Source organism: Streptomyces sp. NPDC058964 (assembly GCF_042741275.1).
Lineage (GTDB): Bacteria > Actinomycetota > Actinomycetes > Streptomycetales > Streptomycetaceae > Streptomyces.
Genome location: NZ_JBHYKH010000011.1, coordinates 34,306 through 46,035, shown reverse-complemented (window position 1 = coordinate 46,035; position 11,730 = coordinate 34,306). Strand labels below are relative to the sequence as shown.

At 70.2% G+C, this 11,730-nt stretch carries 11 protein-coding genes and 1 tRNA gene; 6 read left to right on the top strand and 6 right to left on the bottom strand.

Annotated elements, in window-relative coordinates:
• The 4 genes from efeB to ACFW2E_RS02820 form a co-directional block, all read left to right on the top strand.
• The coding region (gene efeB / locus ACFW2E_RS02835; protein WP_384460332.1) for an iron uptake transporter deferrochelatase/peroxidase subunit at window positions 1-940 on the top strand (940 nt) is incomplete at its 5' end.
• A 79-nt stretch (window positions 941-1,019) separates the two neighbouring features.
• On the top strand, window positions 1,020-1,952 hold the full coding sequence (gene pheA / locus ACFW2E_RS02830; RefSeq protein ID WP_384460329.1) for a prephenate dehydratase: 933 nt from the start codon (window positions 1,020-1,022) through the stop codon (window positions 1,950-1,952).
• Window positions 1,953-2,481: 529 nt separating this feature from the next.
• Window positions 2,482-3,759: a serine--tRNA ligase gene (serS, locus tag ACFW2E_RS02825; protein WP_384460326.1), complete on the top strand. Its 1,278-nt coding sequence runs from the start codon at window positions 2,482-2,484 to the stop codon at window positions 3,757-3,759.
• On the top strand, window positions 3,756-4,568 hold the full coding sequence (locus ACFW2E_RS02820; protein ID WP_384460324.1) for an HAD family hydrolase: 813 nt from the start codon (window positions 3,756-3,758) through the stop codon (window positions 4,566-4,568). The genes serS and ACFW2E_RS02820 overlap by 4 nt, the downstream gene beginning before the upstream one ends.
• 171 nt (window positions 4,569-4,739) lie before the next feature.
• On the opposite strand, the gene ACFW2E_RS02815 is transcribed toward ACFW2E_RS02820, so the two are convergent.
• The 6 genes from ACFW2E_RS02815 to ACFW2E_RS02790 form a co-directional block, all read right to left on the bottom strand.
• Window positions 4,740-4,824 (bottom strand) — tRNA-Ser (locus ACFW2E_RS02815).
• A 257-nt stretch (window positions 4,825-5,081) separates the two neighbouring features.
• Window positions 5,082-5,300 carry a hypothetical protein gene (locus ACFW2E_RS02810; protein ID WP_384460322.1) on the bottom strand — a complete coding sequence of 73 codons (219 nt, stop codon included), beginning with the start codon at window positions 5,298-5,300 and terminating at the stop codon, window positions 5,082-5,084.
• Between the two features lie 79 nt (window positions 5,301-5,379).
• Entirely contained in the window at window positions 5,380-6,099 is a 720-nt protein-coding gene (locus tag ACFW2E_RS02805; protein WP_384460319.1) for an ABC transporter permease subunit, read from the bottom strand.
• Between the two features lie 10 nt (window positions 6,100-6,109).
• Window positions 6,110-7,021 (bottom strand): ABC transporter ATP-binding protein, encoded by a 912-nt coding sequence (locus tag ACFW2E_RS02800; protein ID WP_384460316.1) that lies wholly within the window; start codon window positions 7,019-7,021, stop codon window positions 6,110-6,112.
• The gene (locus tag ACFW2E_RS02795) at window positions 7,018-7,926 is read right to left on the bottom strand and encodes an ABC transporter permease (RefSeq protein ID WP_384460313.1); all 909 of its coding nucleotides are present in this window, start codon (window positions 7,924-7,926) and stop codon (window positions 7,018-7,020) included. Before ACFW2E_RS02795 ends, ACFW2E_RS02800 begins: the two co-directional genes overlap by 4 nt.
• A complete protein-coding gene (locus ACFW2E_RS02790; RefSeq protein ID WP_384460341.1) occupies window positions 7,916-8,890 on the bottom strand; it encodes an ABC transporter ATP-binding protein in 975 nt (324 codons plus the stop codon). The genes ACFW2E_RS02795 and ACFW2E_RS02790 overlap by 11 nt, the downstream gene beginning before the upstream one ends.
• Window positions 8,891-9,116: 226 nt before the next feature.
• On the opposite strand from ACFW2E_RS02790, the gene ACFW2E_RS02785 reads away from it, so the two are divergent.
• Together ACFW2E_RS02785 and ACFW2E_RS02780 are read left to right on the top strand one after the other, a co-directional pair.
• On the top strand, window positions 9,117-9,974 hold the full coding sequence (locus tag ACFW2E_RS02785) for a M24 family metallopeptidase (protein WP_384460310.1): 858 nt from the start codon (window positions 9,117-9,119) through the stop codon (window positions 9,972-9,974).
• Window positions 9,971-11,728 (top strand): SDR family oxidoreductase, encoded by a 1,758-nt coding sequence (locus ACFW2E_RS02780; protein WP_384460307.1) that lies wholly within the window; start codon window positions 9,971-9,973, stop codon window positions 11,726-11,728. The genes ACFW2E_RS02785 and ACFW2E_RS02780 overlap by 4 nt, the downstream gene beginning before the upstream one ends.
• The last annotated feature ends 2 nt before the right edge of the window (window positions 11,729-11,730 follow it).

The following is an 11,730-nucleotide window of genomic DNA, read 5'->3' as shown; positions in this document are numbered from 1 at the left end:
GCTGATGGCGGGCGAACCGGCCGGACCCCATGACACGGACGTGGCCCTGGACTCTGTCCCCGCCTCCCTGACCGTCACCGGCGGGTTCGGGCACAGCTTCTTCGGCCGCACCGGCCTGGAGCAGCAGCGTCCGGCCTCCCTCGACCCGCTGCCCGACTTCTCCTCCGACCAGCTCGACAGGACACGCAGCAACGGTGACCTGTGGGTGCAGATCGGCGCCGACGACGCCCTGGTCGCCTTCCACGCCCTGCGCGCGATCCAGAAGGACGCGGGCGGCGCGGCCCGCGTCCGCTGGCAGATGAACGGCTTCAACCGCGCCCCGGGTGCCACCGCCCGCCCCATGACGGCCCGCAACCTCATGGGCCAGATCGACGGCACCCGCAATCCGAAGCCGGCCGACTCCGACTTCGACAGACGGATCTTCGTCCCGGCGTCCGGCTCCACGGACCCGGCCTGGATGGCGAACGGCTCCTACGCCGTCGTACGCCGTATCCGCATGCTCCTCGACGACTGGGAGAAGCTGTCGCTCAAGGCCCAGGAGGACGTCATCGGACGGCGCAAGTCCGACGGGGCGCCCCTGTCCGGGGGCACCGAGACCACCGCGATGGACCTGGAGAAGGCCGACGCCAAGGGCAACTACGTCGTCCCGGGCAACGCGCACGCCCGGATCACGCGGCCGGACCAGAACGGGGGCGCGGCCATGCTGCGGCGCCCGTTCTCGTACCACGACGGCTTCGACGCGGACGGGGTGCCCGACGCGGGCCTGCTCTTCGTCTGCTGGCAGGCCGACCCGCTGCGCGGCTTCGTACCGGTGCAGCGCAAGCTCGACCGGGGCGACGCGCTGTCGAAGTACATCCGGCACGAGGCGAGCGGACTGTTCGCGGTGCCGGGCGGGGCGGCACGCGGAGAGTACGTGGGTCAGCGCCTGCTGGAGGGCTGAGAGCGCCCGGATTCACCCCCTGAGGGGGCTGTCGTGAGACACATCAGCCGGGTTTCCCCCGGGCCATTAGGGTGAGGACATGCCAGCGAGCTATGCGTATCTCGGCCCCGAGGGAACCTTCACCGAAGTCGCCCTGCGCACGCTTCCGGAGGCGGCGACCCGCGAGCTGATCCCGTATGTGTCGGTGCAGTCCGCCCTCGACGCGGTGCGCGCCGGTGAGGCCGAGGCCGCGTTCGTGCCGATCGAGAACTCGGTGGAGGGCGGCATCACGACCACCCTCGACGAACTGGTCGCGGGCGCACCGTTGATGATCTACCGCGAGGTGCTGCTGTCGATCACCTTCGCGCTGCTGGTCCGGCCCGGCACCAAGCTCTCCGACATCAAGACGATCACCGCCCATCCGGCCGCCCAGCCGCAGGTCCGCAACTGGCTCAAGGCCAACCTCCCGGACGCCGTCTGGGAGTCGGCCGCGTCGAACGCGGACGGCGCCCGTCTGGTCCAGGAGGGACGCTACGACGCCGCCTTCGCCGGTGAGTTCGCCGCCGCCCGGTACGGTCTGGTGCCCCTGGAGACGGGTATCCACGACGCGGAGAACGCGCAGACGCGGTTCGTGCTCGTGGGCCGGCCCGCCAGGCCGGCGGCCCCGACCGGTGCGGACAAGACCTCCATCGTGCTGTGGCAGCGCGACGACCACCCGGGTGCGCTGCGCGACCTCCTCGGCGAGTTCGCCAGCCGGGGCATCAACCTGATGCTGCTTCAGTCCCGGCCCACCGGAGCCGGCATCGGCAACTACTGCTTCTGCATCGACGCCGAGGGACATATCTCCGACCGGAGAATGGCCGAGGCGCTCATGGGCCTGAAGCGGATCTGTCTGCAGGTGCGGTTCCTCGGCTCCTATCCGCGTGCCGGCATCAGGCCGGACGACGTGCGGCGCACCCTGCCGGGGACGTCCGACGAGGAGTTCGTGGCGGCGGCGGACTGGGTGGCGCGCTGCCAGGACGGCCGTTTCTAGTCAGTCCTACCTGCATACCTTCGTTATCCACAGACGTTATCCACAGGCGCGCTTCTCGACCTGGGGACAAGTCGACAACGAAGTGCCATGCAGTCGACAAATCGCCCTGCGGCCCTCAGATGGGGCCACGACCCCACACGTCACCCTTCGTCCACTCGTTTCCTTTGGTTCATCTTTTGGAGCGACCTCTTTCCACCCGAAAGTGGGTTGCGTGACGGTTTGAACCGGGAATTCTTCGGCCCGTCGAACTCTTCCGGAGTGATCAATTCCGAAATCCACAGACCTTCCACACAGCCTGTGGATAACCCTCCGAGGGCCTGGATTCCTGTGGACAACCGGTTCTCCAAGTCCCGCTCCGCACAAGGAAATCGAGTCAACCCGGCGCCCGCCGCATGCCCCGTCCCAGGGAGTGAGACACTTTTTATTGACACGCTCGGCAATTACCCCATAACGCAACGTATGCCGCGATTCGGAACACGTGGGAATAGTGATTCGTGAGCGGCCACCCCGCACCGGTAGCCTTGAGCGCGTGATTGACCTTCGCCTGCTCCGTGAGGACCCCGACCGTGTGCGCGCGTCCCAGCGCGCCCGTGGAGAGGACGTCGCACTCGTCGACGCCCTCCTGTCTGCCGATGAGCGGCGCAGGTCCTCCGGCGTCCGCTTCGACGAGCTGCGCGCCGAACAGAAGCAGCTCGGCAAGCTCATCCCCAAGGCCCCCGCCGACGAGAAGGCCGAGCTGCTCAAGCGCGCCGAACAGCTCAAGGCCGACGTCAAGGCCGCCGACGCCGAACGCGACGCGGCCGACACCGAGACCCAGGAACTCCTGCTCCGGCTCGGCAACCTCGTCCACCCCGACGTGCCCGTCGGCGGCGAGGAGGACTTCGCCACGCTGGAGACGCACGGCACGATCCGTGACTTCGGCGCCGAGGGCTTCGAGCCCAGGGACCACCTGGAGCTCGGCCAGCTGCTCGGCGCGATCGACGTCGAGCGGGGCGCCAAGGTCTCCGGCTCGCGCTTCTACTTCCTCACCGGTGTCGGCGCCCTGCTGGAGCTGGCCCTGGTGAACGCGGCGATCGCCCAGGCGACGGCCGCGGGCTTCACCCCGATGCTGACGCCGGCCCTGGTCCGGCCGCAGTCCATGGCGGGCACGGGCTTCCTCGGCCAGGCTGCCCAGGACGTCTACCACCTCGACAAGGACGACCTCTATCTGGTCGGCACGTCCGAGGTGCCGCTGGCCGCGTACCACATGGACGAGATCATCGACGCGGACCGCCTCCCGCTGCGCTACGCGGGCTTCTCGCCCTGCTTCCGCCGCGAGGCCGGCTCGCACGGCAAGGACACCAAGGGCATCTTCCGCGTCCACCAGTTCGACAAGGTCGAGATGTTCTCGTACGTCTCGCCCGAGGACTCGCAGGCCGAGCACCAGCGCCTGCTGGAGTGGGAGAAGCAGTGGCTGACCTCGCTGGAGCTGCCGTTCCGCGTCATCGACGTCGCCACCGGTGACCTGGGCGCCTCGGCCTCCCGCAAGTTCGACTGCGAGGCCTGGATCCCGACCCAGGGCAAGTACCGCGAGCTGACGTCGACCTCGGACTGCACCGAGTTCCAGTCCCGCCGCCTGCAGATCCGCGTCCGCGAGGGCAAGCAGGTCCGCCCGCTGGCGACGCTCAACGGCACGCTGTGCGCCGTACCCCGCACGATCGTGGCGATCCTCGAGAACCACCAGCAGGCCGACGGCTCGGTCCGCGTGCCCGAGGTGCTGCGTCCTTACCTGGGCGGCCGGGAGGTCCTGGAGCCGGTGGCCAGGTGAGCGACGGCTTCCCGTACGGACTCGTCGCCACCGACCTCGACGGAACGCTGCTGCGTTCCGACGAGTCGGTCTCGCGGCGCACCCGTGACGCGCTCGCCGCGGCCACCGCGACGGGCGCCGCGCACATCGTCGTCACGGGCCGCGCGGTCCCCTGGACCCGGCACATCCTCGACGACCTCGGCTACCGGGGCCTCGCGGTGTGCGGTCAGGGCGCGCAGGTGTACGACGCCGGCGAGCACCGTCTGCTGACGTCCGTCACCCTGGACCGGCAGCTGGCGGGCGTCGCCCTGGCCAAGATCGAGGCCGAGGTGGGCCCGCTGTTCCTGGCGGCGAGCCGGGACGGCCTGGACGGCGAGGTGCTGGTCGGCCCCGGGTACGCGATCACCGGAACGCTCCCGGCGACCCCGTTCACGGACGCGTCCGACCTCTGGAGCGCCCCGCTGAACAAGATCTACATACAGCATCCGACCCTCTCGGACGACGAGCTGGCCGAGGCGTCCCGCCGGGCCGCCGGCGGTTTCGTCACGGTCGCCCTGGCGGGCGAGGGCATCGTGGAGCTGCTGCCCCTGGGTCTGTCCAAGGCGACGGGGCTGTCGCTGGCGGCCCGCCGCCTGGGTCTGAAGGCCGCCGACACCATCGCCTTCGGCGACATGCCCAACGACATCCCGATGTTCGCCTGGGCGTCCCGTGGCGTGGCCATGGCCAACGGCCACGAGGAGCTGAAGGCGGTGGCGGACGAGGTGACGGCCTCCAACGAGGAGGACGGAATCGCAACGGTACTGGAGCGCCTGCTCACCAACGCCCCCTGAACGCCGCCACCGCGGGCCACTGCTGCTGCGGGCAGTGGTTCCGCAGGGCGATGGGGTCCCCCGCTCGAGCGGAGCCGAGAGCAGGGGAGGGTGGGCACAGCCTGCGGCTCCGGCCGACTTCTCGACCGGCCCAGCGCTGAGGGCCGGCCAAGTCCCGGTGACGACGTCTCGCGGAGGATGCACGGATCGAACGTGCGCGGGGTAACCCCCGACCACGGCTTAGCAAGCCGGTGCCTTACCACTCGGCCAATCCTCCGGGTGGGCGGTCCACGCGAGAGCGACATCGCGTGCTCGAAGCGACCGCCCCGGGCAGCACTCGTGCGGGGCGGGTTCCAGATGGCGCAACTACACCGGAACCCGCCGTCGGCTGCCCTGTCGGGAACCGGACGTACTGTCGTGCATGGACATCGCCCGGCTCCTCTCCCAGATCGTGGCGCCGGTTCCCGGACCGGCGGTGCGGATACCACCACTGTGCCGGTGGGCCGAGTTGGGCGCCACTGGTTTTCCGGGCCGCTAGCCGCGCCGCCACCTGCGACGACGAGCCTTGCCGAAGAACCATCCCGCGGGCGGCTCGTCCGACCGCCAGGGCTGCGGCTCGGGCGCCTCGGCACGCCAGCGGGCGGCGAGCATCCGGGCCCGGGCCGACGGCTCGGTGGTCCCGGCGGAGCGGACGAACTCCTCGTCCAGGACGACCGCGTCCCACTCGCCGTGCGGCAGTGCCTCGTCAGCCATGTCCGTGCCTCCCAGCGGTGCGTCCCCCGGCCCCAGTGTGCCGGGACGGAGGTGAAGCCCCCGTCAGGGCCGGTGTCCCCTACTCCTCGCCCGCTAGGGTCAGGGACCGCAGCTTCTGTCCCGCGTACCAGGTGGCGAGCACCGTGACCGCCACCAGCAGCACCGTCGCGGTGGTGAACCCGACGTCGGAGGTCACCAGGTCCCCGCCCGCGACCTTGTGGGCCACGGCCAGCGACCACTGCTGGACGCTCAGCGTGCGCGCCCCGGAGACCAGCGAGCCGAACAGCGCCTCCCACACGAGCGCGTACACGAGGCCGAAGACCACCGCGTGCCGCGAGACCGTGCCCAGCAGCAGGAAGAGCGCGGCGTACGCGATCGAGGACACCAGCGCGGCCACCGTGTACGCCACGGCGATCTGCTGGCCGTTGCCGTTGAGGATGAACCCGGCGACGAACGTCGGCAGCGCCGAGAACACCATCGTCACCGCGATCGCCACGATCAGTTTGGTGAAGATGATCGTGGGGCGTTTGACCGGCTTGGACAGCAGGTACACGACGGAGCCGTCGTCGATCTCCGGTCCGATCGCGCCCGTGCCGGCGATGACGCCGATGATGGGCACCATGGTGGCGAGCGCGAGCCCGCCGAGCAGGTCGGACGCCGTCTGGTCGTCGGCACCCGCGAGGGTCCGCACGACCACGGAGATCGCGATGAGCAGCAGGGGCAGCGCGCCCAGGATGAGGGCCCGGCGGCGGCCGAGCAGGGCCCGGTAGGTGAGCCGGGCGACTGTGGGGTCGTACATCTTCGGCCTCCTACGCCGCGACCAGATACGAGAAGACGGACTCGAGGGACTCGTCGGACGGCGAGACCGTGAGCAGCCGGATGCCGTGGTCCCGGGCCACCCGGGGCAGCAGGACCGTGAAGCGGCCGAAGTCGACGGCCTGGATGCGCAACGCACCCTCCTGCAGGTCGACTTCGATGCCGGACGTCGACGGATCGGCGATCAGCGCGGCCGCGAGTGCGCGGTCGTCGCTGGAGCGCACAAGATAGCGGTGCGGCCGGTCGGTCATCAGACGACGGATCTTGCGGAAGTCGCCGCTGGCCGCATGGCGTCCGGCGACGACGACCTCGATGTGCCAGGCGAGCTGCTCCACCTCTTCGAGGATGTGGGACGAGAACAGCACCGTGCGGCCCTCGTCGCCCATGCGCCGCAGCAGCTCCATGAGCTGCATGCGCTGGCGCGGGTCCATGCCGTTGAAGGGTTCGTCCAGCAGGAGCAGCGACGGGTCGTGGACGAGCGCGCTCGCCATCTTCACGCGCTGCCGCATGCCCTTGGAGTAGGTGGAGATCTTCCGGTCCTGTGCGTACTCCATCTCGACCGTGGCCAGCGCGCGTTGGGCGGCCTTGGCGCCCAGTCCGTGCAACTCGGCGTTGGCGACGACGAATTCGCGCCCCGTGAGGAAGTCGTACATCGCCTCCCGCTCGGGGACGATCCCGATGTGCTTGTAGATCGCCTCGTTGCGCCAGACCGGCTGTCCGTCGAGGGTGACCGAGCCGGTGGAAGGGGCCAGGAAGCCGCCCATCATGTTGATCAGGGTGGACTTTCCGGCACCGTTGGGACCGAGGAGGCCGGTGACGCCGGGGCCGATGGTCATGGTGATGTCGTTGACGGCGACCACGTTGCCGAACCAGCGGGAGACGTGGTCGATGGAGAGCGTGGTCACAGTCCCACCTTCCGGTAGCGGCGCAGCAGGAGGCCGTAGCAGGCGGCGATGAGGCCGAGGACGACCAGGACGAACACCATGCCCTGTCCGTGCGTCGGGCCGACCCCGCCGGGGTAGGAGGAGGTGCCGCCCAGGAAGGCGGACTGCACCCCGTCGATCAGGGTGACCGGCGAGAACAGGCCGATCCACGGGACGGCCCCGGTGCTGTCCTGGGCGTCGGCGATGGCCTGCAGGGTGGAGACCGCGCCGTAGGAGATGGTCAGTACGGCGATCACGGCGGCGATGCCGAAGCCGCGGCGCGGGGTGACCGACGCTATGACCAGGCCGAGGCCGGCGAAGAGGAGCGAGAGCAGTGCCACGGCGACCAGTCCCTGGGCGAATTTCCCGGTCTGGTGGGCGAAGCCCATCTTGGCGAGCAGCGAGCCCACGTACATCACCAGCAGCGGGCCGCCGGTGAGGATGAACATCGCCGACGCCAGCGCCGCGAACTTGGCCTGCACGTAGTCGGCGGTCTCGATGGGCCGCGAGAAGTACAGCGGTACGGTCTTGAAGCGCAGGTCGCGGGAGACGGACTGGGGGGCCTGCGAAGCGACGTAGAGGCTGATGACGGCCTGCATGATGATCGCGTAGCGGGTGTAGGAGACCGGCAGTTCGGGCGCCTTGGTGGCCACGGCGACGGCCACCATGATGGCGGCGGGCACGCACATCACCGCGAACAGCAGCATCGGCAGCACCTTGGACTTCACCGAGCGGCCGAGGCCGTAGGCGCCGCGCAGGGACTGCGAGTAGAGGGACCGGCGGGCGTAGCCGCGGCCCAGCCGGGGGCCGTCGTAGCTGCGGTAACCGATGTTGTGGATGCGGGTCTGGTCACCCGGCCGTGTCGTCACGGGGTGCTCAACCGCCATGGCCGACCGCCTCCTTCCGCTGCGCGCCGCCGTCCGCGTCGCTCTTGAAGACCTCCGAGATGTGGTGCCTGCGCTGCTCCATGCGCACCAGCCCGAGACCCAGGTCGGCGACGACGTCGCGCACCAGGTCGTAGGTCTCCTCGCCCGTGGCGGTGAGCAGCAGGATGTGTCCCGCGCCGGGCAGGCCGTCACCCTCGCGGTGGGTCTCCACGCCCCGCGCGGTGAGCGCCTCCCGGACTGCGCGGGTGCCGTCGGGCAGGTCGTCGGAGTCGGTGACCTCGATCGCGAGGGTGGTCGTGGTCTGTGTGAAGTCGGTGGTCGAGCTGGACCGCAGGAGCTTTCCGCCGTCGACCACGACGACGTGGTCGCAGGTGCGCTCCAGTTCGCCCAGCAGGTGCGAGGTGACCAGGACCGAGATGCCGAAGTCGGTGTGGATGCGGCGGATCAGGCCGAGCATCTCGTCGCGGCCGACCGGGTCGAGCCCGTTGGTCGGCTCGTCCAGGAACACCAGCTGTGGGTCGTGGACCAGGGCCTGGGCCAGCTTCACGCGCTGCTTCATGCCGGTCGAGTAGCCGCCGATGGGGCGGTAGCGCTCCTCGTACAGGCCGACGTGGCGCAGGGTGTCCGCCGTGCGCTCTCGGGCCGCGGCCGGCGGGAGGCCGGACATACGGGCCATGTGGACGACGAACTCGGTGGCCGACACGTCGGGCGGCAGGCAGTCGTGCTCCGGCATGTAGCCGACCCGCTCGCGGATGGCGGCGCCCTCGGTGGCGACGTCGAGGCCGAGCACCTCGGCGCGGCCCTCGGTGGCGGGGGAGAGACCCAGCAGGATCTTGATCAGTGTGGACTTGCCGGCTCCATTGGCACCCACGAGCCCCGTCACACCGGGTCCCACGTCCACGGAGAGCCGGTCAAGCGCGGTCACCCGGGGGAACCGCTTGCTCAGGCTTTCGGTCGCGATCACAGTCACGTCCCCGACGGTAGTGACGCGCGCCACCCCGGTCGTCAGACCCGAGAGCCGTCTTCGCGTAAGACTCCAGTCGTACGGGGCCCTAGGGGATCCCCTGCCTGAGAGCTACGCCGGGTTTTTCCACAGCCCGGATCCGCCTATTGACGTCGCCTCTAACAACTGTCACATTCACCAGTGTCACGTTACGGACGCGTACCGCAGTCGACGGGGACGGGGCGGCATGACGACGGCATTGCACAGCGGACTCCCGCACGGCGGACTCTCCGCGGAGCTGCAGGGTTTCAGACGGGTCCAGCGTCTCGCCTACGAGTGCGCCGAGGCGGTCGCGGCCCGGCTGGAGCCCGGGGTCACCGAGCGCGAGGCGGCGCGCATGCAGCGCGAGTGGCTGCGCGAGCGAGGGGTGCGGGACTGGTTCCACCTGCCCTTCGCCTGGTTCGGGGACCGCACGGCGTTCGCGGACTTCCGCGTACCGCTCCAGTTCTTCCCGACCGACCGGCGGCTGGAGCCCGGGATGCCGTTCATCCTGGACATGGCGCCGGTGTACGAGGGATACACGGCGGACATCGGCTATTCGGGCTCGCTCGGCCTCAACCCGGTGCAGGACCGGCTGATGGCCGATCTGGAGGCACACCGTGAGCTGATCCTGAGCGAGGTGCGCGAGCGGCGCCCGCTGCGCGGGATCTACGAGGACGTGGACCGCCTCATGGTCCGCCAGGGTTACGCCAACCGGCACCGCGCGTACCCCTTCGGCGTGATCGCGCACAAGGTGGACCGGGTGAGACAGCGCCGCTGGTCGCCGCACCTGTTCGGGTTCGGCACCCGGTCCCTGAAGGGCCTGCTGTCCGACGCGCTGCACGGTCACCGCGAAGGCTGGTCGCCCCTGTGGTCCCCGTACCGCTTCTCCGACCACCCGCCGCAGCCGGGCCTGTGGGCGGTCGAACCGCACCTCGGCTTCCGGGGTACGGGCGCGAAGTTCGAGGAGATCCTGGTCGTCACCGACTCCAGGGACCCCGAACACAGCGCCTTCTGGCTGGACGACGATCTGCCGCACGTGCGGCGCTGGGCGGAGGACAAGTGACGACGCTGAAGGGCGCGCGGGAGCGCCGGGTCCGTACGGGCGGGGTCGAGCTGTGCGTGGCGGAGCTCGGCGACCCGGCACAGCCGACGGTGGTTCTGGTGCACGGCTATCCGGACAGCAAGGAGGTCTGGTCGGAGGTCGCCGTCCGCCTCGCGGAGCGCTTCCACGTCGTGCTCTACGACGTGCGGGGCCACGGCCGCTCGACGGCGCCGAAGCCGCTGCGCGGCGGCTTCACCCTGTCAAAGCTCACCGACGACTTCCTGGCGGTCGTGGACGCGGTCAGCCCGGACCGGCCGGTGCACCTGGTGGGGCACGACTGGGGTTCGGTGCAGTCGTGGGAGTTCGTCACGGTCAAGCGCACCGAGGGGCGCATCGCCTCCTTCACCTCGATGTCCGGCCCGTCGCTCGACCACTTCGGCCACTGGATCGACGCGCGTGTGAAGCGCCCGACGCCCCGCCGGGTCGGCCAGCTGCTCGGCCAGGGCGCCAAGTCCTGGTACGTGTACCTCCTGCACACCCCGGTCCTGCCCGAACTGGCCTGGCGCGGCCCGCTCGGCAGGCGCTGGCCGAAGATCCTGGAGCGGATCGAGAAGGTTCCCGGCGGCGACTACCCCACGTCCTCGCTCCCCACGGACGCCGCACACGGCGCCTGGCTGTACCGGGACAACGTGCGGTCCCGGCTGCTCAGGCCCCGCACGGACGCGTACGCGCACGCGCCCGTGCAGCTCATCACGCCCCTGGGGGACGCGTTTCTCTCGGAGAAGCTGTACGACGAGCTGGAGAAGTGGGCCCCGCAGCTGACCCGCCGAACGCTTCCCGCCAAGCACTGGGTGCCGCGCACGCGACCGGATCAACTGGCTGCCTGGATCGACGAGTTCGTCACCGGCGTCGACGGCGGGCGCCCGCAGATGATGCCCGCCGGCCGGTATGCCGACCGGTTCGGTGGCCGGCTCGTGCTGGTCACGGGCGCGGGCAGCGGTATCGGGCGGGCGACGGCGTTCGCCTTCGCGGAGGCGGGTGCGCGCGTGGTGGCCGTCGACCGGGACACGGAGTCCGCTGTCCGCACCGCCGAGCTGTCCCGGCTGCTCGGCGCCCCGAAGGCCTGGGCGGAGACCGTCGACGTCTCCGACGAGCAGGCCATGGAGAAGCTGGCCGAGAAGGTCACGACCGAGTACGGCGTGGTGGACGTGCTGGTCAACAACGCGGGCATCGGACTGTCCGGCTCCTTCTTCGCCACGACACCGGACGACTGGCGCAAGGTCCTGGACGTCAATCTGTGGGGCGTCATCCATGGCTGCCGCCTCTTCGGCGCCCGGATGGCCGAGCGCGGACAGGGCGGCCACATCGTCAACATCGCGTCTGCGGCGGCGTACCAGCCCTCCAAGGTGCTGCCCGCCTACAGCACCTCCAAGGCGGCCGTACTGATGCTGTCCGAGTGCCTGCGCGCGGAACTCGCCGGCCAGGACATCGGCGTGACGGCGATATGCCCCGGCCTCGTCAACACCAACATCACCTCCACCGCCCGCTTCACGGGAGTGGACGCGGAGGAGGAGCGGCGCCGCCAGAAGCGGTCGGCGCGCCTGTACGGGATGCGGAACTATCCACCGGAGAAGGTCGCGGAGGCGATCCTGCGAGCGGTGGCACGCAACAACGCGGTGGTACCGGTGACGCCGGAGGCCCGGGGCGCGCATCTCATGTCCCGCTTCATGCCCGGGGCGTTGAGGGCCATCGCCCGGGTGGAGCCGAAGCTGTGAGG